At 66.7% G+C, this 19,814-nt stretch carries 24 protein-coding genes; 4 read left to right on the forward strand and 20 right to left on the reverse strand.

What is annotated here, in order from left to right; all coding sequences use genetic code 11:
* Positions 1 to 331: 331 nt before the first annotated feature.
* The 5 genes from BG61_RS34750 to BG61_RS34770 form a co-directional block, all read right to left on the reverse strand.
* Entirely contained in the window at positions 332 to 1,507 is a 1,176-nt protein-coding gene (locus BG61_RS34750; protein WP_035940150.1) for an acyl-CoA dehydrogenase family protein, read from the reverse strand.
* Positions 1,508 to 1,539: 32 nt separating this feature from the next.
* Complete coding sequence (locus BG61_RS34755; RefSeq protein ID WP_035940148.1) at positions 1,540 to 2,199, reverse strand: methionine ABC transporter permease; 660 nt, start codon at positions 2,197 to 2,199, stop codon at positions 1,540 to 1,542.
* A complete protein-coding gene (locus BG61_RS34760) occupies positions 2,192 to 3,319 on the reverse strand; it encodes a methionine ABC transporter ATP-binding protein (RefSeq protein ID WP_035940146.1) in 1,128 nt (375 codons plus the stop codon). The genes BG61_RS34755 and BG61_RS34760 overlap by 8 nt, the downstream gene beginning before the upstream one ends.
* A gap of 24 nt (positions 3,320 to 3,343) precedes the next feature.
* Positions 3,344 to 4,180 carry a MetQ/NlpA family ABC transporter substrate-binding protein gene (locus BG61_RS34765; RefSeq protein ID WP_035940144.1) on the reverse strand — a complete coding sequence of 279 codons (837 nt, stop codon included), beginning with the start codon at positions 4,178 to 4,180 and terminating at the stop codon, positions 3,344 to 3,346.
* 299 nt (positions 4,181 to 4,479) lie between these two features.
* A complete protein-coding gene (locus BG61_RS34770) occupies positions 4,480 to 5,469 on the reverse strand; it encodes a purine-nucleoside phosphorylase (protein WP_051673004.1) in 990 nt (329 codons plus the stop codon).
* Between the two features lie 208 nt (positions 5,470 to 5,677).
* Here BG61_RS34770 and BG61_RS34775 point away from each other — a divergent pair, with 208 nt between their 5' ends.
* Positions 5,678 to 6,076: a hypothetical protein gene (locus BG61_RS34775; protein WP_129572344.1), complete on the forward strand. Its 399-nt coding sequence runs from the start codon at positions 5,678 to 5,680 to the stop codon at positions 6,074 to 6,076.
* Here BG61_RS34775 and BG61_RS34780 read toward each other — a convergent pair.
* The 4 genes from BG61_RS34780 to BG61_RS34795 all read right to left on the reverse strand — a co-directional run bounded on the left by BG61_RS34780 (position 6,001) and on the right by BG61_RS34795 (position 11,542).
* A complete protein-coding gene (locus tag BG61_RS34780; RefSeq protein ID WP_035940139.1) occupies positions 6,001 to 8,571 on the reverse strand; it encodes a mechanosensitive ion channel family protein in 2,571 nt (856 codons plus the stop codon). The two genes, BG61_RS34775 and BG61_RS34780, sit on opposite strands and share 76 nt — an antisense overlap.
* Positions 8,572 to 8,874: 303 nt before the next feature.
* Positions 8,875 to 9,804, reverse strand: coding sequence for a cation diffusion facilitator family transporter (locus BG61_RS34785; protein WP_035940138.1), 930 nt, complete (start codon positions 9,802 to 9,804; stop codon positions 8,875 to 8,877).
* A 24-nt stretch (positions 9,805 to 9,828) separates the two neighbouring features.
* A complete protein-coding gene (gene selD / locus BG61_RS34790; protein WP_035940137.1) occupies positions 9,829 to 10,890 on the reverse strand; it encodes a selenide, water dikinase SelD in 1,062 nt (353 codons plus the stop codon).
* Positions 10,891 to 10,993: 103 nt separating this feature from the next.
* Positions 10,994 to 11,542 carry a putative glycolipid-binding domain-containing protein gene (locus tag BG61_RS34795; RefSeq protein WP_035940173.1) on the reverse strand — a complete coding sequence of 183 codons (549 nt, stop codon included), beginning with the start codon at positions 11,540 to 11,542 and terminating at the stop codon, positions 10,994 to 10,996.
* 187 nt (positions 11,543 to 11,729) lie between these two features.
* On the opposite strand from BG61_RS34795, the gene BG61_RS34800 reads away from it, so the two are divergent.
* Positions 11,730 to 12,146 (forward strand): BspC domain-containing protein, encoded by a 417-nt coding sequence (locus tag BG61_RS34800; protein ID WP_035940135.1) that lies wholly within the window; start codon positions 11,730 to 11,732, stop codon positions 12,144 to 12,146.
* A 43-nt stretch (positions 12,147 to 12,189) separates the two neighbouring features.
* Here the strand turns inward: BG61_RS34800 and BG61_RS34805 are convergent, their stop codons facing one another.
* From BG61_RS34805 to BG61_RS34815, 3 genes are all read right to left on the reverse strand, one after another.
* Positions 12,190 to 12,714 (reverse strand): RrF2 family transcriptional regulator, encoded by a 525-nt coding sequence (locus BG61_RS34805; RefSeq protein ID WP_035940133.1) that lies wholly within the window; start codon positions 12,712 to 12,714, stop codon positions 12,190 to 12,192.
* 81 nt (positions 12,715 to 12,795) lie between these two features.
* On the reverse strand, positions 12,796 to 13,293 hold the full coding sequence (locus BG61_RS34810) for an RNA polymerase sigma factor (RefSeq protein ID WP_035940129.1): 498 nt from the start codon (positions 13,291 to 13,293) through the stop codon (positions 12,796 to 12,798).
* Positions 13,294 to 13,389: 96 nt separating this feature from the next.
* A complete protein-coding gene (locus tag BG61_RS34815) occupies positions 13,390 to 14,415 on the reverse strand; it encodes a DMT family transporter (protein WP_063741164.1) in 1,026 nt (341 codons plus the stop codon).
* 110 nt (positions 14,416 to 14,525) lie between these two features.
* Between BG61_RS34815 and BG61_RS43465 the strand changes: the two genes are divergently transcribed.
* Positions 14,526 to 14,984, forward strand: a complete 459-nt coding sequence (locus BG61_RS43465) for a hypothetical protein (protein WP_129572343.1) — start codon at positions 14,526 to 14,528, stop codon at positions 14,982 to 14,984.
* Between the two features lie 33 nt (positions 14,985 to 15,017).
* Positions 15,018 to 15,251 (forward strand): hypothetical protein, encoded by a 234-nt coding sequence (locus BG61_RS34825; RefSeq protein WP_035940125.1) that lies wholly within the window; start codon positions 15,018 to 15,020, stop codon positions 15,249 to 15,251.
* Positions 15,252 to 15,326: 75 nt separating this feature from the next.
* On the opposite strand, the gene BG61_RS34830 is transcribed toward BG61_RS34825, so the two are convergent.
* The 8 genes from BG61_RS34830 to BG61_RS40810 all read right to left on the reverse strand — a co-directional run.
* Positions 15,327 to 16,085, reverse strand: coding sequence for an anti-sigma factor family protein (locus tag BG61_RS34830; protein WP_035940123.1), 759 nt, complete (start codon positions 16,083 to 16,085; stop codon positions 15,327 to 15,329).
* Positions 16,082 to 16,603 (reverse strand): RNA polymerase sigma factor, encoded by a 522-nt coding sequence (locus BG61_RS34835; RefSeq protein WP_035940121.1) that lies wholly within the window; start codon positions 16,601 to 16,603, stop codon positions 16,082 to 16,084. Before BG61_RS34835 ends, BG61_RS34830 begins: the two co-directional genes overlap by 4 nt.
* Before the next feature lie 37 nt (positions 16,604 to 16,640).
* Positions 16,641 to 16,781 (reverse strand): hypothetical protein, encoded by a 141-nt coding sequence (locus BG61_RS43040; RefSeq protein ID WP_158447144.1) that lies wholly within the window; start codon positions 16,779 to 16,781, stop codon positions 16,641 to 16,643.
* Between the two features lie 24 nt (positions 16,782 to 16,805).
* Positions 16,806 to 17,171, reverse strand: coding sequence for a COG4315 family predicted lipoprotein (locus BG61_RS34840; protein WP_035940118.1), 366 nt, complete (start codon positions 17,169 to 17,171; stop codon positions 16,806 to 16,808).
* Between the two features lie 186 nt (positions 17,172 to 17,357).
* Entirely contained in the window at positions 17,358 to 18,338 is a 981-nt protein-coding gene (locus BG61_RS34845; RefSeq protein WP_035940116.1) for an AraC family transcriptional regulator, read from the reverse strand.
* Between the two features lie 278 nt (positions 18,339 to 18,616).
* A complete protein-coding gene (locus BG61_RS34850; protein ID WP_035940114.1) occupies positions 18,617 to 19,132 on the reverse strand; it encodes a GNAT family N-acetyltransferase in 516 nt (171 codons plus the stop codon).
* A 22-nt stretch (positions 19,133 to 19,154) separates the two neighbouring features.
* Positions 19,155 to 19,619 carry a YaiI/YqxD family protein gene (locus BG61_RS34855; RefSeq protein WP_035940112.1) on the reverse strand — a complete coding sequence of 155 codons (465 nt, stop codon included), beginning with the start codon at positions 19,617 to 19,619 and terminating at the stop codon, positions 19,155 to 19,157.
* A 59-nt stretch (positions 19,620 to 19,678) separates the two neighbouring features.
* Positions 19,679 to 19,814: SDR family oxidoreductase (locus BG61_RS40810; protein WP_152565266.1), on the reverse strand; the 136-nt coding region annotated here is incomplete at its 5' end.

Consider the following 19,814-nt stretch of genomic DNA (forward strand, 5'->3'; position numbering starts at 1 on the left):
TAAGTACCGTCAGACGGGAAAGCAAGGGCGTCTCAATAATATTTTTACGGAAAACAACACCCCGTATCGGTAACTTTTTCGGGTCTTTGTAACAGGAAAAAATAACCGGGCCCTCTTAATGTTTTATGGCTGAAAACGATTAAATCGGGCCGTATGGAAGACAAAAAAGAAGCGAATCACAGCGACAAAAACGGGTGATTCGCCACTCGGTTGACAGCGCGGAATTAAATGCGCGCAGGATTGAAACGCCGGGTTGAGTACCCGGCGTGACTTGAGGATTTGAAACGTTCAGGAGGCTGGCCGGAGAGCCGAATGTGCGAATTCAGCCGCCTCAGCTGTAGAGATTCGCCTCGGGCAACGTGCCGGCAATCGCGAAGCGGCCAATATCCCTCAGTTTGTAGTCGAGCGGATCGTGCAACGTATGCACCCGCGCATTGCGCCAGAAGCGGTCGAGCGCGAGACCCGCATGCGTCGCCCGCGCGCCGCACGCGTCGAATAGCGCCTCGCTCACGTCGAGCGCCGCGCGGTGAGCCAGCACCTTCGCCTCGGCGACCGCCAGTGCCACGCGCGCGCGTTCGTCGGCGGTGAGCGCGTCGCCGCGCTCCCAGGCGGTGTCGAGCGCCTGCGCGGCGCGCGTGGCGAGCGCTTCTGCGGCGAGCGTCTTCAACCGCATCTCGGCGAAACGATGAAGCTGGTAGGGATCATCGGCGGCGCGCTCGACGTTCGAGTGGATCCACGGCCGGCCGTGTTTCGCGACATAGTCGCTCGCTTCGCGAAGCGCCCCTTCCGCGATGCCGACGAACAGGTTGGTCAGCACGAGCTGCGACACGAGCGTGCGCAGCGTCGCCCGCGGCGACGGCGGCGCTTCCGAGCGATGCAGCACTTCGTCGGGATGAAGCTCGACGTCGTCGAATGAAACGCTGCCGCTGTCGGTCTGCCGCTGGCCGACCGGGTTCCAGTCGTCGTGGACGGTGATGCCGGCGCGGGTCGTCGGCACGACGGCGAAAACCGGCTTGCCCGTTGCCGGGTCGTGCGCGGAAAGCGTCATCATCTGCGAGCCGCGGGTGCCGGAACAGAAGCCCTTCTGTCCGCTGATCCGGTAGCCGCCGCCCTGCGTTGCGTGCGCGATGAGCCGCGTATCGAGCGGATTGACCGCATTGCCCCACCACCAGCGGTTCTCGACCGTGCCGCGCAGATAGCGCTCGCGCTGCGCCTCGTTGCCCCACACGGTCACGCTGACCACCTGCAGGCACGTGAAGCCGAGCAGGTGCGCGAGCGCGCTGTCGACGCGCGCGATCGCGCGGATCGTCTCGTACACGTCGACCCAGCGCGCGCCTTCGCCGCCGTATGCGCGCGGCACCGCAATGGTGAGCAGCCCCACGTCGGCGATCAGCTGCTTTTCGCGCGCCGCGTGGCCGCCCTCGCGATCGCGCCGTTCGGCGGTTTCGCGCAATGCGTCGATCACGTCGGTCAAACCGGGGCCGTCACTGCGGCGAGGGGCATTCATGCGCTCTCCAGAGTCTGTGCGATACATCGCCATTATCCCGTGCGCCGCACGATTCTGCGCACGAGGCGATCGCCGCCCCACTGCACGATGCTCACGATCGCGATCAGCAACACGATGACCGTCACCATCACGGTCGTGTCGAAGCGCTGGTAACCGTAGCGGATCGCGAGGTCGCCGAGCCCGCCCGCGCCGACCGCGCCCGCCATCGCCGACGAGCCGATCATCGCGACCACCGTGATCGTGAAGCCGCCGAGAATGCCCGGCAGCGCCTCCGGCAGCAGCACATGCCAGATGATATGACGGCGCTCGGCGCCCATCGCCTGCGCGGCCTCGATGAGCCCGCGGTCCACTTCGCGCAGGCTCACTTCCGCAATGCGCGCGAAAAACGGAATCGCGGCGATGGAAAGCGGCACGATCGCGGCCCACACGCCGATCGTCGTGCCGACGAGAAGCCGCGTGAGCGGCAGGAGCGCGACGAGCAGGATGATGAACGGCGTCGAGCGAAAGGCGTTCACGAGCGAGCCGAGCGCCGAATTCACGGCGGGCCGCTCGAAAATGCCGCCGCGCGTGGTTGTGACCAGCACGAGCGCGAGCGGAATGCCCGCGACGAGCGCGATCAGCGCCGACACGCCGACCATCACGACGGTGTCGCGAATCGCCGCGACGAATTCAGGCAGCCAGATCTCAAACATAGCCAAGCACCTCCACTTTGTCCGCGTGACGGCGCGCGCCGGCCACGAGCGCATCGACGTGCGCGCGCAGCCCGGCGGCATCGGCGCCGCTCGCGCGCAGTTGCGCCGACACAACGAGCCGCCCCTGCGCGTGCCCCTGGATCCGGTCGATGCCGCCATGCACGAAGTTCACGCGGCCGCCGAGCGCGCCGAGCGCCACGGCAAGCGAGCCGAGATCGGGCTCGTGGCGCGACTCACCGGTATAGCGCACGTCGAGCAGGACGTCGGCGCCGTGACGCGGCGCGCGGTCGAGCCGGGCCGCCAGATCGGCGGGCAGGCCGTGCACGAGCGTGCGCAGGAGCGCCTGCGTCGCATCGTGCTGCGGATCGCCGAACACGCGCCACACCGGCCCCGTCTCGACCACCTGTCCCGCCTCGATCACCGCGACCGAGTCGCAGACTTCGCGAATCACGGCCATTTCGTGCGTGATGAGGACGATGGTCAGCCCGAGCCGCCGGTTGATGTCGGAGAGGAGCGCGAGAATCTGCTGCGTGGTCTCGGGATCGAGCGCGGACGTCGCTTCGTCGCAGAGCAGGAGATCGGGGTCGTGCACCAGCGCCCGCGCGATGCCCACGCGCTGCTTCTGCCCGCCCGAGAGGCTCCGTGGATACGCGTCGCGCTTCGCCGTCAGGCCGACGAGTTCGAGCAGCGCATCGACCTTCTCGTCGATTGCGCGCTTCCGCGCCCCGGCGATCTTCAGCGGCAGCGCGATGTTCTCGCGCACCGTCTTCGCGGAGAGCAGGTTGAAATGCTGGAACACCATGCCGATGCGCCGCCGCAGCGCGACGAGCGCGCGTTCGTCGAGCGTGCCGACCGATACGCCGTTCACGCACACGGCGCCGCTCGACGGCTTCTCAAGGCCGTTCACGAGCCGCAGGAGCGTCGACTTGCCCGCGCCGCTGCGCCCGATGATGCCGAACACTTCGCCGCGCGCCACCGCGAGATCGACGTCCGCGAGCGCCGCGGTCCCGCCGCCGAACACCTTGCCGACGCGCTCGAACACCACGCTCTTCGCTTCGCCGTACGCGGGCGCGGCGCTTGCCGCGTCCACGCGCGCTTCGTCGATGATCAGATCCGACATGACGTGATCCCTCCGTCGAAGAAGTTACCAGGCGACCGCGTAGAGCGTGCCGAATGCCTTGTCGAGCGCCGCGCGCACCGCTGGCGAGTGCTGATAGATCGTGATGAACTTGCGGATGCGCGGATCGTTGGCGCTCTCAGGCCTCACGACCCACTGGATCGCGAACAGCTTGTTCTCGACGCCGTCGAAGAGCAGCGCGCTGTTCGGGTCCGCCGTGCCCGCGAGCTTGATGAAGCTCGGATAGCCCTGCGCGAGATCGACGTCGTCGAGCGAGCGCGCGAGTTGCGACGCTTCGAGCTGGACGATCTTCAGATGCTTCGGGTTCTCGACGATGTCGAGCGTGGTCGCACGATAGTCGGCGCCGGGCTTGAGCTTGATGAGACCCGCGCGCTGCAGCAACAGCAGGCCGCGCCCGCCGTTCACCGGGTCGTTCGCGATCGCGACGGTCGCGCCGTCCTTCAACTCGTCGAAGCGCTTCACCTTCTTCGAATAGAGGCCGATCTTCATGATCGTGCCCGGCGCAATGGCGACGAAATCGTAGCCGCCCTGCTTCTTCGCGTTCTCGAGAAACGGCACGTGCTGGAAATAGTTGACGTCGATGTCCTTGTTCGCGAGCGCGGCGTTGGGCGTGTTCCAGTCGGTGAATTCAATCAGCTTCACGTCGAGGCCCTGCTCCTTCGCTTCGCGCACGGCGATCTTCAGTGCATCGATCTGCGGGCTCGTCGCGGTGCCGATCTTCAGCGGCGCGCTGTCGGCGAACGACGGCGAAGCAAACGGCAGCGTGGCGGCCGCGGCAAGGAAAACGGCGGCGATGCGCAGGCGCCGGGACAGGCCGCGCAAGGCGGTGGTGGCAATGGTCATGATCGGCTCGTATTGGCTGATTGAAGGGCGAGCGCATCCCGCACGCAGCGCAAGCGGGATGCGTGACATACGCGGGATGCGCAAGACAACCGGGGATGAAGGAAAGCGGAGGCTAGCGAGCCTCGGTACTAGGCATCGGCCGAGCGCCGACAGTGCGTGTGCAGACAGGTCATCGCCCTCTCCTGATTCAAGTGAAGCACATCATAGAAGGCGGGTTCGCGGCGGTCTACGAAGCGATTTTCCTTTCGAAATCGCCAATGCGGATATACGGACGCGCAAGCAGCGCATTGCGGTGCCGCCTAGCGGCGCGGCACGCCGTTCTGCCAGTCGCTCCAGTGCGTGACGATCTCCTGCACGAGCGGATTGCCCGCGCGATACAGGTTCTCGAGCGCGGGCGCGAAGCCGCCCTGCGACGCGTAGTTCACGAGGTTGTCCTCGGCCGTTTGCCCCTCGTAGGGGCGATCGAAGTCCGAGCCGGTGCGCAGCACCGCGACGCGGGCGAGATCCACGCGATGCGTGCTCGCCGCGCGCTTGAGCGCTTCGTAGGTCGCGTTGTCTTCCTGCTGCGTCGTGCAGTACACGCCGTGGCCGTCGGTCATCTGCTGCGTCCAGACCCGCGCCCGTTCGCCGATGTACTTGCCGGACCACCACGTGTCGCCCGCGAGCGTGTCGCACTGGATCACCTTCGGCGGCTTGTTGGCCGGCGCATACGAGAACTTCGCGCGCGCGGCCTGCGCCTCCTTGCTGTCGGCAAGCTCGACGTTGCGCGAGAGCCCGTACGCGGCATCCGCGAGATCGGAATTCAGTTGCGCGACTTCGGTCTTGTAGTCGAGCGGCGGCTTTTGCCCGGGATGCTTCGTGTTGATGCCGAGAAAGCCGCTCGGCCACGACGCGGGCTTCTCGCGCGCATCGAGTTCCCACTGGATGCCGAAATCGACGAGATACTTCGCCCACGCCGCCGAGCCGACCGTGCCGCGCAGCGGGTCGATGCCCGCGATGCCCGCGACGAGGAAGTAGCTGCGGCGCAGGTCCAGCCTGTCGGAGAAGGTCAGCGCCATCAGCGATGCGGCCGCGTTCGAGTGCCCCATGCCGGTCGTCATCACGCAGACGTCGTGGCTGTTGCACTTCACGTCGGGATAGTCCGGCGAGAGGCCCGGCACCGGAACGGACTGCCACGGTCCCAGCCTGTCGAGCCAGACCTTCGCCTCGGGCGCGAACATCGACACGATCATCACCTTGACGGGCCTCGCCGCCTCGCCCTGCGCACGCGCGGGTGCGGGTACTGCCATGCACAAGGCGGCCGCTGCGAGCCCCGTTGCGCCCACGCACGAAAGCGCTCGCCTGAACGACTTCACGACTCTCTTCATCTCGACGCTACCGTTGTAGTTGTGCAGTTGACCGGCGCGCGCACGCGGCGCGCGGTGCCTGATTATAGAAGCGACACGACGGCAGCCGCACGCACCGCGCGTATAGTGAATGCTTTCGATTGGAGCATTCATGTCCATGCGCCCCGAGCCCGCCGCCACCGCTGCCGCCGCGATGATCGAAGCGTTTCGCCGCACGCACGTCGAGGAGGAGCAGCAGGTGGAGATGTGGCTCGAGGAAACGGGCGATCGCGCGGTCGCGCTCGAAGCGCTCTGGTCCGAGGGCGAGCATCATCGCGGCCATGCGCGCGCCGCGATGGAAAGGCTCGTGGCGCTTGCGGACCGGCATCGCGTGATGCTCACGCTCGTGCCGCGCCCGCTCGGACCCAAAAGCGATGGCACGCATGCGCCCGCGCGCGACCGCGACGCACCCGGCCCCGGCGCGCTCGAAGCGTTCTACGAGCGGCTCGGATTCGAGCGCAGCGGCGGCGCATTCGAAGGCTCGCCGGTACTCGTGCGCCCGCCGCGCTGATCGGCGGCGGCTTCGGGCGTCGGATGCTGCGCTGCCTTCGAGGGCTCGGCACGCTGGTCGGCCGTGGCTTCGTCGATACCGGCGGCCAAAGGCGGCTCGCCGCCGTTCACGATCACGAAGTTGCGCTGCGGGTTCGCGATCTCGATGCCGCGCGCGGTGAACTCGTTGAGGATGCGCCGGTTGAACTCGCGCTGCACCGGCCAGCGCGCGCTGTCGCGGCACTGAATCTGGCCTGCGAGCGTGACCGTCGAACCGTCCACCGCATCGACGCCCCAGAAGCTGAAATCCGACAGGATTCCATCCTTGAACGCGTCGTCTTCCCGCAACGCCGTGCCGATCTCCTTGAGCGTCGAGATCGCCAGGTCGACGTCCTCGCCCATCGCGATGGAGACGCGCACCGCCGCGTTGCCGATGCCCCGGTTCGTGTTGTTCACCGTGGACACCGAGCTGAACGGCACCGTGTAGAGCGACCCGTCGCCGCCGCGCAGGCGCACCGTGCGGATCGACAGATACTCGACCGTGCCCGACACGCCCGCGAGCGTGACCCAGTCGCCGACCTGCATCGCGTTTTCCATCAGCAGAAAGATCCCGGTGATCAGGTCCTGCACGAGCTTCTGCGAACCGAAGCCGAGCGCGACGCCGAAGATGCTCGCGCTCGCGAGCAGTGGCCCCGTGTTCACGCCGATCTCGCTTAAGCCCGTGAGCACGACGACCATCGCGATCACGATGAAGAGCGCGGAGCGCATCATCGGCAGCAGCGTGCGCAGGCGGGCGGCGCGCAGGCGGTCGCCGCTTTCCGTCCACTGCGCGAGCCGCCGCTCGACCATCACGTTCGCCGCTTCCCAGACGAGCACCGCGAACAGCGCAGCCACGACAATCGTGACGAGCGCCGATGCGAGCCGGTTGCCGACGCCGCCCGAAGTGAAGAACTGCAGCACGTGCAGGCCCCACACCTGAAAAAGCGCAATGACGGTCGCGGCCGCGATCACCGTCTGCACGACGCCCCGCATGAACGGGTAGTAGCCGTACGCATGGCGATAGGCGATCGACTGCTCCGAATCGTCCGCGCCGGCTTCGCTGTGGAAGATGCGCCCGAGCGCGCCGAACGCGACGATCGCCACGACGCGCGCCGCCACCAGCACGATGACCGACACGCCGCCGAGATGGAACAGTGTCTGGTAGCCGTGCTGCACGTCGAGCGCCCAGACGAACCAGAGTGCGAGCACGAAGAAGATCGCGATACCGGCCCAGATATCGGCGAGCCAGTTGCCGACGAGCGCGAACGAACGATGGAACTGCGCGCGTTCGCGGATGCGGGCGGCAACGGGCTTGCGGCACTGGAAGATCACGAAGGCGATCATCACGTGCACGACGAGCGATACGGCCTTCAGGATCGCGATGTGCGCGTCGTCGGAGAGGCCGAGCGGCTCCATGGCGTTCGCGAGCGCCACGCCCGCGCCCGCCACGCAGACGATGCGCACGACCCAGTCGTGCGTGAACGACGCGGATTCGTCGCGCATCTGGATCAGGCGCAGCCCCGGTGCATCGGGCGCGACGAAAAAGCCGCTCAGGATCTGGATCACGCGGCACACGAGATAGACGTCGATCAGCGCGCCCGCGACGCGCGCGTCGGCCGTGCCCTCGTCGATGAATATCGATATCAGGAGCGCCGCCGCGGCCATGAACGCAAGGAGCGGCACGATCGAGAAGAACGCGTAGAGGAGCGCGCTCGGCAGGCGCTGGAGCAGCGTCCAGTGACGCGCGGCATGGCGCCGCCCGCGCACCGTATCGGTCTTTTTCTCCGCGACGTGCAGCGCCGTCTCATCGCCGATGCGCTCCGCCGTCGCCTGCGCGCGCATGGCGGCGCGTTCTTCCTGCGCGAGCTCGGGCTTCGTATCGTCGACATTGACGACACCGCGCGCCGCGATCTTCGCGCGCGGGCGCCGCATCATGCGCGCGACCGTGAATTCGAAAAGCAGTGACGGAACGAGCGAAAGCAGCACCGTCCATGCAACATGCATGACGAGATCGCGGCCGTCGTCGGTTGCAGTGCGCTCGCGCCACCAGCGCGCGACCGAGCCGAAGTCGAGCAGCGCGGACACCGAATGGCGCAGCCCCGTGCCGATCTGCACGAACCAGTGCCCGGCCTGACGCGTTAGCAGCGAGGCGAGTCCGTTGTTCGTCAGCGACTTCGCGAGCACGCTCGAGGCGGCGTTCGCCGGCACCGCCGACGCACTGCCGGATGCGGCACTCGCCGACGCGGCCTGAGGCGGCGCTGCGAGCGCGCCCGCAGCGGCCACGGCGCGCAGCGTGTTCTCCACCTGCGAACGGCGCACGGGGTCGCTCAAGACCGTGAGCGCATCGTGGGCCTGCTGCGGCGTGAGTGAGACCGGCGCGGGATTGGGCGTGTTCGCGTTGTCGGGAGCGGCGTTCGCGCGTGCGCACAACACGCCGCACATAACGAGAAGAAAGCCGACGATGAGGAATTTGCGCATAAGCCGGAGTGTCTCTTCAGGAATTCAGGAACATGATGCGAAGCGGCGCGTTTCGTGCGGCGCAGGTTGCGACCAAAGGTACCGCGCAACCGCCTGGCGAAGCCGGAACGAATGCTGCCGACCGCCAGGTTCGCACAGAATAACAACGCCCTATCCGCGATGATGAAACGTGCGGATCATGCATGCCGGATCAGGCGATGGCCCACGTCCGGAGCGTTTCGCGACCTTGCGCTTCAGGTGCTTCACGTGCTTCAAGTGCGTCCATTGCGCCGTGTGCGTAGCACTTCGCGCGCCAGCCCGCCTCTATAGCATGTTCGCCGGCTGAGCGCGGTCGCGTGCGATGTCAGGCTCGAAGAACACCCAGCGCACTTCCGGGAAGACGGTTTGCAGGTCTTCCTCGATCACGTTGATCGCATCGATCATCGCGCGCCCGCTCGCGTAGTCGATCATTTCCGCCTGCACGGCGACCACGACGTGCCTGCCCCATTGCAACGTGATCAGGCTGATGATGCCGAGAATTTCGGGGCGCGCGCGCAGATGCGCGTCGATCGCCTTGCGCACTTCCGGGCTCGCGGATTCGCCGACGATCATCGACTTCACCTCGCGCGCGACGACATACGCCACCACCATCAGCAGCACGCCGACGCCGATCGACCCCGCGGCATCGTAGACCGGATTGCCCGTGATCATCGTCATGAGGACGGCGCAGAACGCGATTGCAAGACCGGCGAGCGCCGCGACGTCTTCGCCGGCGACAACGAGCAGCTCCGATTCGCGTGTCTCGCGGAACCAGCGCCACAGCGTCTTGTTCGGCGCGCTCTTGCGGATCTCGCGCAGCGCACCCGCGAGCGAAAATGCCTCGAGCACCACCGACACCCCCAGGATCACGAGCGCGACGAGCGGACTGGTGAGCGGCTCGTGATGCACCATGCGGTGCAGGCCCTCATAGACGGAAAACGCGCCGCCGACGAAGAACAGCAGCAACGCGACGACCAGTGAATAGAAGTAGATCTCGCGGCCCGAGCCGAGCGGATGGAGCGCGTTGGCGGGCCTTTGCGCGCGCTTCAGTCCGAAGAGCAGGAGCAGCTGGTTCCCGCAGTCGGCGGTGGAATGAATCGCCTCGGCGAACATCGAGCCCGAACCCGTGAACGCGGCGGCGCCGTACTTGCACACGGCGATGCCGAAGTTGGCGGCGAGCGCGTAAAAGACGGCCTTCGGCGATTCTTCGTTCATGGTGCTCCCGGGTGTTCGAGCCGCTCAGATCACTTCGACACGGCTCGCTCCATCCACCATTTCGCCGATCACGGCCGCTTCATTGAAGCCGTCGGCACGGAAAATCGCGAGCACCTCGTCTACCGACTCCGGCGCGCACGACACGAGAAGGCCGCCCGAGGTCTGCGGATCGGTCAGCAGAACGCGTGCCACATCATCGAGCGAGGAGCCGAGCGTGACGTCGGCGCCGTACGCACTCCAGTTGCGGCCCGACGCACCGGTGAACACGCCCGCCTTCGCAAACGCCTCGACGTTCGGCAGCCACGGCAGGTCCGCATGGCGGATGCGCGCGGTGAGCTTCGCGCCGCGGCTCAGTTCGAGCGTATGGCCGAGCAGGCCGAAGCCGGTCACGTCGGTCAGTGCATGCACGCCGTCGAGTTGCGCGAGCGCGGTGCCCGGGCGGTTGAGCTTGGTCGTCGCGGCGATCATCGCGGCGTAGCCTTCGGCGTCGAGCTGTTCCTTCTTCAGCGCCGCCGAGAGCACGCCGACACCGAGCGGCTTGCCGAGCACGAGCACGTCACCCGCACGCGCCGAGGCGTTGCGCTTCACGCGGCCGGGGTGCACGAGTCCCAGCGCCGCGAGGCCGTAGATCGGCTCGACCGAATCGATCGAATGGCCACCCGCGACGGGGATGCCCGCGTCCGCGCAGACCGACTCGCCGCCCTTCAGGATGGCCGCGATCACCTCGTGCGGCAACACGTTGATCGGCATGCCGACGAGCGCAAGCGCGAGGATCGGCTTGCCGCCCATCGCGTACACATCGGAGAGCGCGTTGGTCGCGGCGATGCGGCCGAAATCGAACGGGTCGTCGACGATCGGCATGAAGAAGTCCGTCGTGGCGACGATCGCCTGCTCGTCGTTGATCCGGTAGACGGCGGCGTCGTCGGCGGTGTCGTTGCCGACCAGCAGGTCGGGAAACGCGGGCATCGGCACCGTGCGCCTGAGCAGGTCCGCGAGGACGCCCGGCGCGATCTTGCAGCCACAGCCGCCGCCGTGCGAAAGGCTCGTCAGGCGGGGCGCGGACTGGATTTGCGTGAGGTCGGTCATTGGAGTGATGCGGTTCGGGTTGTGATGAGCCGTATTATGGTCGCTGTCGCCGCGGCTGTCGCTCAAGGGTAAGGACGCGCCGTGACGCGGCGGCCGGGCGGCGCTAGTTCGTCACGCGGCGAAAGAGCGTGGGATAGTCGATGACGAGGCCGTCTTCGTCGACGGGAAGCTCGGCCGTGAACTGCCTGAAGATGCCTTCGTAGCGGTACAGCCGGTCTGGCTCGAGGCACGTGTAGGCCTGCTCGACGGCCTCGACCGTCATCGCGGGCACCGCGATGTACACGACGCGGATCACGCGGCGCTCGTCCTTGTTCAGCCCGAGGCGGCGAATGGGCAGCGTGTTGGTGAACGGTGTCGCGGAGATGTCGATATCGATGCAGCCCTTCAGGTCGTCGCGCGGCGCGCCGCTGCCATCCGTCCAGTTGCCGTTCGTGTCGCCGAGCAGTTCGAGCGTGCCGCCGCCCGCGAGCTTCATCACGACGCGCGTGACCCGCCAGTGCACATCGCACTCGACACGGTAGATCAGGCCGTACTCGCCCTCGAAGCGGTCGCCCGCAAGCACGCTCTCCACCACGAAGCCCTCAGGCTGCGCATCGAACTCGAGATGCTCGAGCCCGCTGCCGTCCTCCGACGCCCATCGCACCGATCTCATCGCCGCTCTCCATGCTGTCATGAGAATGAAAGCATACATCGCGCAGGCGATCATGGCTCAATCCAGACAAAAGGGCCTGAAAACAGGCACTTTTCGGCGCACGTCGCTGTCGCGTGAATTCATCACACGGTATACTCGGCCCTCGTCGGATCACGCTGTTTCGAATCCCCTCGCTTCGCTCAATCGCATGAAAGCCCTCTTTCCGCTCCTCGCGTTGTTGCTTCCCTTCTGCGTGTACCAGGCGGTACACGCACAGGAAACGCCCGAACTGTCGAAGGACTACGACTATCTCACCCGCATGCACGTGCCGAGCGCCGTCGTGCGATGCGTGGCCGCATTCGACCACTGGGTCGAGTTCACGCCGAAGTACGACACGTTCATCGTGCCGGATCGCCGCGTGCTGAGCGCGAAGATCGAGAGCGACTCGCCGGTTTTCAGCGTCGGCAATCCGATTCCGGTCGATACGATCGTCATCATGCGCGCCTTCGCGAAGGCGCGCGGCAAGCCGCAATGGACCCGCGTGGACAGCAGGTGCGGCGTGCGCGACGGCCGCGTGGTGGGCGTCGCGCTCACGCCCGACGTGAAGCCGAAGATCGTTCGCTGACGCTTGCCCGCGTGTTTCCGTACACGGCGCCAGCGGGCGGACATCATTGCCGCGGCGCGCGGCGTCCCGCCGACCGGTCTTCGAGCCATTTCACCACCTGCGGCCCGAACGTGCGCGGCGCCTTCGATGTGACCCGTTCCGCAAGGTCGGCCAGGTTGTCGCCCGCGAGCGCTTCGCGCATGCGCTTTTCCGCGTTCTTCATGACCGCGTGAATCGCACAGACGCCGCTCGTGGCCCAGGGAGGCGGCTCGTCGTCGAAGACGGCGCAGCGCGCGCGAATTTCGCGGCATTCGAAGAGGGGTTTCGCGCCGTCGATCGCATCGACGACATCGAGCGCGCTGATCTGCTCCGCCGGACGCGCGAGCGCGAAGCCGCCGCGCGCGCCCTCCGTGGCAACGACGAGGCCAGCCTTGTGCAGCTTGGTAAAGAGCTTGGCGACGTACTCCACCGGCACGCCCTGCAGATCTGCCAGATCCCGCACGCTCGCCTCGCGCACGCCCTGATGGCGCTCCGCCAGATACAGCATGCAATGCAGCGCATACTCGACGCCCGTGCTGATATGCGACATGTTCACTCCGACTCGTTTAATCGTAGTTTAGCGCAAGGGCCCGGCGTCTGCAACGCCGGCTGACTCGCGTGGTCGGCGCGATCAGCCGGCTGGCGCGTCTTCGTGCTCGCGGCCGGAGCATCGTCTTTCCACGGTTTGCCGGGCATGCCACAGGCGGCTCCTGACCGTCGCCACCGGCACGTCGAGAATCTTCGCCGCCTCGTGATGATCGCGCTTTTCGGCATCGACCAGCAGCACGACGGCGCGCTCGCCGTCAGGCAACTCGTCGACGGCCGTCACGACCCGCTCCAGCATGGCGGCCGGGTCCGCTGCGGCCGCACGCTCACACGGCTTCATGGCGATTGCGCCGCGTATGTCCCGAGCGCGCGGGTCGCTGATCCACATCGAGTGCACGAGCGAAAGCATCCAGTTGAGCGGCGACGTGTCGGCCATGAGCTCGTGTGCAGTTTCCAGCGCGCGCGCACAGGCCTGCTGCACGAGTTCCTCGGCGTCGCGCGGGTCGCGGGAAAGGCGCAATGCATGCTCCCACAGCCTTGGCAGCAGTTCGGGAAACATGCGCCCCAGGCCTGCGGGGTTCATCGGATTGTGCTTCGACCCGGCAATTCGACCGGTCGAACATGGTTGATGGCTGGATCACGGTTCACGCATCGACGATAGGGCAGCCCATCATTCGCCTCAACCGACTTTTTCTGCCTGTTCGTTTGAGTTCTTTTCTGCCGGCTCGCTCGCGTTCCTGTCGGGAACGCGGCTTTCTCCGCGCCGGTGCGTCGGTGTTTGCAGCACAACGTCGACGGCCCGGCTTTCTACCCTTCGAGGACGCTGCGGCTCGACGCGTCCCGGCCGCAGTTGCGTGAGGATGACGCCCATCAGCGCAAGCCCCCCGCCGACGAAATGGTAGCCATGAAGCTCCTCGCCGAGAAACACCACCGAAGCGAGCGCCGTCGTCACCGGCACGAGGTTCGTGAAGCTCGTCATGCCCGCCGGGCCGATCGCCGCTGTGCCCGCGAGCCACATGAACGGCACGATCACCGACGCCCCGATGCCCGCGTAGGCAATCATCATCAGCCCGCCCGGCGTCAGCGCGACAGGCTGCGACAGCAGCTTGAGCGGAAGCAGCAGGAGCACGGCGAAAGTCACCTGCATGAAGAGCGATGTCCAGTTCGTGAGCGGCACCGGCCATTTGCGCAGGAGCACGTTGTAGAGCGCGTAGGCAAGGCTCGCGACGAGCATCATCCCTTCTCCGATGCCGATCCCGTGGCTGCGCAGCGACACCGGATCACCCCGGCTCAGCAGCCAGATCACGCCGCACAGCGAGACCAGGGCGCCGATCATCGACGTCACGGTCGGCCACGCGCGCAGCGCGACGACGCTCAGCCCGAGCGTGAAGAGCGGAATGAACGAAATGAACAGGCCGATGTTCGTCGCCGACATCGTCTTCGCCGCGTAGTAGCCAAGCCCCTGATACATGGCGAGACCGAGGAGACTTAAGATGGCGAGCTTCGGCAGATGCGGCGCGATCTCGCGGCGCTGCCGCCACGCGGACGGCAGCACGAAAGGCGCGATCACGATCCACGCGAGCAGCCAGCGCAGGAACGACATGCTGCCGGGATCGACGGCGCCTGCGGACAATTTGGTGACGATGTTGTTGCCGGTCCAGATGAGGACGACGGTAATCGGTGGAATGAATTTCTTCAGTTGCACGGCATGGGTTCGCTAAAGCCATCAGATGCCGCGATGCTAGCCGCTTGCGCGCCCCGCGATTAGATCCCCACAGCTTGCGAGACTGACAAGCGCCGCTTGTGAATGCGTTGATGAACGGCGCGCTCATTACCGATTTGTATCCGCGCCGCGCAAGTCGTATCGCGCGAGGCGCGACCGCGTGCATCGCGCGCTACGACTTGCGCACGCAGCGAGACGCCGCGCGCGGCGGCACGCCGCGCGCGGCCACGCGGCCAAACGCAAGCGAATCAATGGTTTCCGCGCAATTCGCATGCTCGCGCGCGCCGCATCACGCGCGCAATCGTGCGTCTCGACGACACGCATTGCACCCGCCGGCAATCATTTCAAACCACACGATTACTTACAAACGCACACGGCTTGTCATTTTGCGAATCGCTAAATTGGCTTCACGGATTCACACGGAGAAACCAATGAAAAAACTAGCGATCCTCGCAGCGCTCAGCGTGTTGCTCGGCAGCGCGCTGTCCGGCTGTATCGTCGTGCCCGCTGGTGATGGGTATCACCATCATCGCGACTACTACCGCTATTGAGCACGCTTCAAACAACCGACTGGAGAAAACACCATGAACAAGACGAAGAAAGGTTTGCTGCTCGCATCGCTTGCCGCCGCGCTCGGCATGGGCATGATGAACATTGCGTCCGCCGATGACCACCGCCCGGGATACGTGCACACCGTCGCACGCGGCTGGCATGGCGACCGCTACTGGGACGGCCACCGCTACTGGGCACGCAGCGAGTGGGAGCGCCGCCATCCGCCGCAGTATCACCATGCGCCGCCGCCCCATCACTACTATTGACGCCGACGTAAAAAAGCCGGGACATGTCCCGGCTTTTGCCTGTTCGCGCCACGCGCCATGAGCGGCGACGCCCTGCTACCACTCCTTCGGATCGCCGCCGAGTTCGCGGCAGGTGTCGTAGGCGATCGCCTGCAACTTGGCCTCGCCGATCTGTCCGGAGAGCGCGTAGCCTACGCGATCGGTCGCCCAGTAGTAGGTCGTGCGAGGCCCGTCGCGCAGCATCTTGATCTTCGACTGACTGCGCGTGACGATCGCCATGTAGAGCGTGAGCCGCTCGCCGTCCGCATTCTGGTACATGAACTGCGCGGCGGGCCCGTCCTCGCCCGGAAGCAGCCTGCCGCCGACGAGCTGAAAGCCGTACTCGGTCAGCGACGGAATCGTCAGCGTGCGGTTGAGCCGCTTCGACAGCCAGGTGACGAGATGATCCTGCTGCGAGGCCGCCACTTCCACCGCGTGGCGCTGTTCCGGCGCGTAGACCGCATAGGCGATGTCGGCGCGCTGCGCGAACTGCGGGCGGTCCTCGGCGAGTGCGGGCAGCAGCATGTGCAGCAGATAGCCGCACGCCACGCCGACCACGAGCCAGCACGCCGCCATCAGATAACGCTGGCGCGCGCGCGGGCGCATCACCACGACCTGCGGCTCGGAATTGCCCGCGAAGAGCGCGCGCAGCGCGTTGTCCTGCGCCTCGTAGGCCCTGACCGTCGCGGCGCTCGCGGTGTCGCTCGCGATCCGCTCGGCCACCGCGGCCCGCTCGGCGGCCGGCAGCTCGCCGTCGACATAAGCCGACAGCGCCTGCAGTTCGTGCCCTTCGTCCGGATGCGTCTGGTTGGTCATAGCCGGCTCACCACCTTGAGCGAGGAAGGCTTGTTGTGGCCCGGCTCCTCTCCGAGGAGGACGCGCATGTGTTCGCGCGCTCGCGAAAGCCGCGACATCACGGTTCCGGCCGGCACGTTCAACACCACGGACGCCTCCTGATAAGTCATTTCCTCGACGCACACGAGCAGCATCACCTCGCGCTGCTCGGCTGGGAGCAGGTACAGCGCGCGCTGCACGTCGCGCAGCACGAGCCCGTCGACTTCGCCTGTCGGCGCGGCCATCTGCCGCCACGGCGCGGTTTCGTCGTCGACGGCGATGTCGCGCCGCCCGCGCAACTGGTCGATGTACAGATTGCGCATGATCGTGAAAAGCCACGCGCGCAGGTTGGTGCCGGCGCGAAAGGCCTTCGCGCGACCGAGCGCGCGCTCGGTCGCGTCCTGAACGAGATCGTCGGCCCAGGCGCGATCTCCCGTCAGCGCGCGCGCATAGCGCCGCAACTGCGGAAGATGCACGACAAGTTCGGCCTCGAAGCTCAAGAACCGCCGCCCGATGAAGCTGAGCCAGGGCGCATGGTCAGTAGCTTCCGCCTGAACTCGTTGCATTGCCGCTCGACGAACCGCCCGAGCCGCCCGCCGTGTTGCCCGCGCAGCCTGCCCCGGCAAAAGCCAGGGCGAGCGCGCAGACGAGCGCGAGGATTCCCGCCGACTGCTTCATATCTGTTCTCCCGAGATCGGGTCCTCAGGGCTTGATGACGTGCCAGACGTCGCGGAAGTTGTCGCCGTTCGCCTCGCCCGGCTTCGTGTCCTTGGTGAAGCGGTAGACGCGCTTGCCCTTGTACGCCCACTGCTTGCCGCCGTCGGCCGGCACCAGCGTCCAGTCGCCGCTCGGCTTGTCGGAGCTGCTCGCCATGTCCGCCGGCCAGGCCGTCGCGCAGCCGCCCGTGCAGGCGCTCGGGCTGCCCGCGGTGTCCTTGTCGAAGGTGTAGAGCGTCATGCCGTTTTCATCGACCATCATGCCGTTCGATACTTTCGGCGTCGCCGCGAACACGCTCACGGACGCACACAGGAAGCCGGCCGTTGCGGCCATCAGGATTTGCTTCTTCATTTCATGTCCCCTCTGGTGAAGTACCCGTAGAACGAATGAAAGCGCTGCGGTATTCCGCGGATGAAGAAAAAAATCGATGCGCCAGCGCCTGCGCACCGTCACGACCCTGACATCATGCGCCACGTCGCCTCGACATCATGCTCCGGCCGGTCTTTTACCATCACACGCCAGCGGGCGCCTTCGACATCATGCGCCCGCGGCATCGCGCCAGCGGCGCGTGTCACGCAACGGCGGCGCGCCGAAGAGGCGGCTGTACTCGCGGCTGAACTGCGACGCGCTCTCGTAGCCGACCCGGTGCGCGGCCGTCGCGGCGTCGGCCATATCGAGCAGCATCAGCCGGCGCGCCTCCTGCAGGCGCAACTGCTTCTGGTACTGCAACGGGCTCATCGCGGTGACGGCCTTGAAATGGTGATGCAGCGACGACACGCTCATGTGCACGTCGCGCGCGATTGCCTCGACGCGCAGCGGCTGGTCGAAATTCTGGCGCAGAAGGAGAATCGCCTTCGCGATGCGCTGCGTCTGGCTGTCGGTGAGCGCGATCTGGCGCAGGCGCGCACCCTGCCCGTTCATCAGCAGCCGGTAGAGGATCTCGCGCTTGACGAGCGGCGCGAGGATCGGAATGTCCTCGGGCGTGTCGAGCAGGCGCAGAAGGCGCAGCACCGCATCGAGCATCGGCGCGCCGAGACGGTTCACGTAGAGGCCGCGCGACGCGTCCGAGTGCGCGGCGGGCGGCAGCTTCTCGTCGCGGATCAGCTCGGTGATCTCCTCGACGTCGAGGTCGAGCCGCAGCCCGAGATACGGCTCGGTCGCGCTCGCGACGGTCACCTGCCCCATCACCGGCAGATCCACCGACGACACCAGATAGTGCATCGGGTCGTAGACATACACCTCGTCGCCGACCATCACGCGCTTCGAGCCCTGCGCGATCAGGCCGAGCACGGGCGTCTGGATGCCGGGCTTCGGCCCGCCCGGGTTCATGATGCGATGCACGAAAAAACCCGGCACGGCCGTTTCGACCGTGCCTTCGCAACCCTCGGTGAAGCGGTCGAGGAGCGCCACGAGTTCGAGCCGCGCGTGATCGAGCGACGCATCCGGCGCGTGCGGCACTTGCTGCGCGTCGTGCTGCGGCGTGTCACTGGCGGGGTCCGCCCGGTCGTTCAGAGCCATAATTTCACCTGGAAACGGAGTGCGGATAGCTTACTCGCGCGAGCGCGATTTCGCTTGCGCCGGCACGTTTCCTTTGCAGGATCAGGCAAGGATTTGACAGAATCAGGCTATGCCCGCCAGGTGCTCGCGCAATGCCGGCCCGCCCGGACGACGTGATTTTGAAAGGAAGCGGCGAAAGGTGCCGCGCGGCGTCGGGCCGGGGGCGTTCCGCACGGAACGGCGTGGCGACGGCAAATCCGGCAAGGGCCGAACGTTCGCGGCCTCGCAGCCGCAGTGGGTCAGCCGCGCCGGAAAGGCGGCGTCATCAGCACCGAATCGTAATAGCGGCCGTCGATCTTCAACGAGCGCGGCTCCCGCGCGTACTCCTCGAAGCCCGCCGAGCGGTAGAGGCGGATGGCGGCCTCGTTCTCCGGCGCGACCACGAGCTGCACCTCCTCGACCACGCCCCGCGCATGCGCGAGCACCCGCTCGACGAGCGCCGCGCCCAGTCCGGTGCCGCGCGCCGCCGGGCGCACGTACATCCCCCACAGCACGCCCTTGTGCCTGAGTTTCGCGCCCTCGGGAACCAGAAGTCCCGCGACACCGGCGAGCATCCTGCCGGCGAGCCAGCCGCCGAATACCGCGTGCTCCGTGATGCGCGCTTCGAACCAGGCGAGAGGCTGCAACGTTTCGTCGTCGTAGGAAGCGCCGAAGCCTTCGGGATGGCGCTGCAATCCTTCGAGACGGATCTCGCGGTAGGCGTTCGCGTCGGCGGCCGCCAGACGGCGGATGGTGAATGGTGCGTCAGTGGGCATCGTCGGACAGAGTCGAAGTGCGTCAACCGGCGGCGGGCGCCTTGCGCTGCCGGGCGAGAAACCGGTCGAGCTGGGCCGCGAAATTCTTCCCGTCGCGCGGGCTGTAGGGCGACGGCCCGCCCGTATCGACGCCCGTGCTGCGCAGCTGGTCCATCATCGAGCGGATCGTGAGCCGCTCCTCGATGTTCTCCGCGCTGAACCACTCGCCGCGCGGATCGAGCGCGTGCGCGCCCTTGCCGAGCGCGCCGGCCGCGAGCGGAATATCGGCGGTGATCACGAGGTCGCCCGCCGCGGCCATCTCGACGATGCGCGCGTCCGCCACGTCGAACCCCGCGCCCACCTGCACCGACCGGATGAAGCGCGACGGCGGCGTGCGCAGGTACTGGTTCGCGACGAGCGTCACGCAGACCTCCACGCGCGCCGCCGCCCGGAACAGGATGTCCTTGACGACGGCGGGGCAGGCGTCGGCATCGACGAGAATTTGCATGGCTGCGCTCGATCAGAAAGAGCGGCCATGATACGCCGGCTCGCGCTCGTGCCCGCGCTTCAGATGATCGGCTTGCCGCCCGTCACGGCGACGGTCGCGCCGGACACGTAACTGGCTTCGTCGGAGGCGAGCATCACGTACACGGCAGCGAGCTCGGCGGGCTGGCCCGGGCGCTTCATCGGCACCTGCGAGCCG

The organism is Caballeronia glathei, from assembly GCF_000698595.1.
In the GTDB taxonomy this organism is placed as follows: Bacteria; Pseudomonadota; Gammaproteobacteria; order Burkholderiales; family Burkholderiaceae; genus Caballeronia; species Caballeronia glathei.